This is a genomic window from Streptomyces sp. CB02980 (assembly GCF_014451325.2).
In the GTDB taxonomy this organism is placed as follows: Bacteria; Actinomycetota; Actinomycetes; order Streptomycetales; family Streptomycetaceae; genus Streptomyces.
In genome coordinates this window covers 1-1,174 of sequence record NZ_JACSCH020000060.1, presented here as the reverse complement: position 1 = coordinate 1,174, position 1,174 = coordinate 1, and the positions used below count along the sequence as shown (strand labels likewise).

Here is a 1,174-nt window from a genome sequence, read left to right as displayed (position 1 = left end):
GTTCGTTGGCGTTGGCGGGTGGGGTGACGGTGATGTCGTCGCCTGCGACGTTTGTGGAGTTCGGTCGTCAGCGGGGTTTGGCGGCGGATGGCCGGTGCAAGGCGTTCGCGGCGGCTGCGGACGGCACCGGGTGGGGTGAGGGTGCTGGTGTTCTGGTCCTTGAGCGACTGTCGGACGCACGCCGCAACGGCCACCAGGTGCTGGCGGTCGTACGGGGTTCGGCGGTCAACCAGGACGGCGCGTCCAACGGACTGACGGCGCCCAGCGGCCCGTCGCAGCAGCGGGTGATCCGGCAGGCACTGGCCAGCGCCGGTCTGTCCGCGACCGACGTGGACGCCGTGGAGGCGCACGGCACCGGCACGACACTCGGTGACCCCATCGAGGCGCAGGCGCTGCTTGCGACGTACGGGCAGGAGCGGCCGGAGGACCGTCCGCTGTGGCTCGGATCCGTCAAGTCCAACATCGGGCACACGCAGGCGGCCGCCGGTGTGGCCGGGGTCATCAAGATGGTGATGGCGATGCGGCACGGAGAACTGCCGGCGACGCTGCACGTGGACGAGCCGTCGCCGCACGTGGACTGGACGACCGGTGACGTGCGCCTGCTGACGGATCCGGTGCCATGGCAGGCGAACGGCCACCCGCGGCGGGCGGGCGTCTCCTCGTTCGGCGTCAGTGGCACGAACGCGCACGTGATCCTGGAGGAGCCGCCCGTGGCCGAGACGGCTGCGGACGAGCCCGAAGCTCCCGCTCGGCTGGGCGATGGTCCGGTGTCGTGGGTGGTGTCGGGCCGTGATGCCGACGGTCTGCGGGCCCAGGCCGCGCAGCTCGCGAGCTTCGTACGGGCTCAGCAGGCGACGGGTGCGGTCGACGGCCCGTGGATGGCGGGAGTCGCGGTCGGTCTGGCCGGCCGGGCCGGACTGGAGAAGCGGGCCGCGGTGACCGGCGGGGACGTGGAGGCGTTGCTGGCCGGCCTGGACGCGGTGGCGGCCGACGACACGTCTCAGGGCGTGGTCACCGGCACTGCGGCGCAAGGCTCGGACGTGGTGTTCGTCTTCCCCGGTCAGGGTGGTCAGTGGATCGGGATGGGGCGTGAACTTCTGCTTTCGTGGCCGGTGTTCGCCGAGCGGATGGCTGTGTGTGAGCGGGCGTTGGCGCCGTTTGTCGACTGGTCGTT

Annotated in this window: 1 protein-coding gene; it reads left to right on the top strand. The window is 71.7% G+C overall.

Going from position 1 to position 1,174, the window contains the following annotated elements:
* On the top strand, nucleotides 1-1,174 hold a 1,174-nt coding region (locus tag E0F75_RS39715; RefSeq protein WP_229315913.1), incomplete at both ends, for a type I polyketide synthase.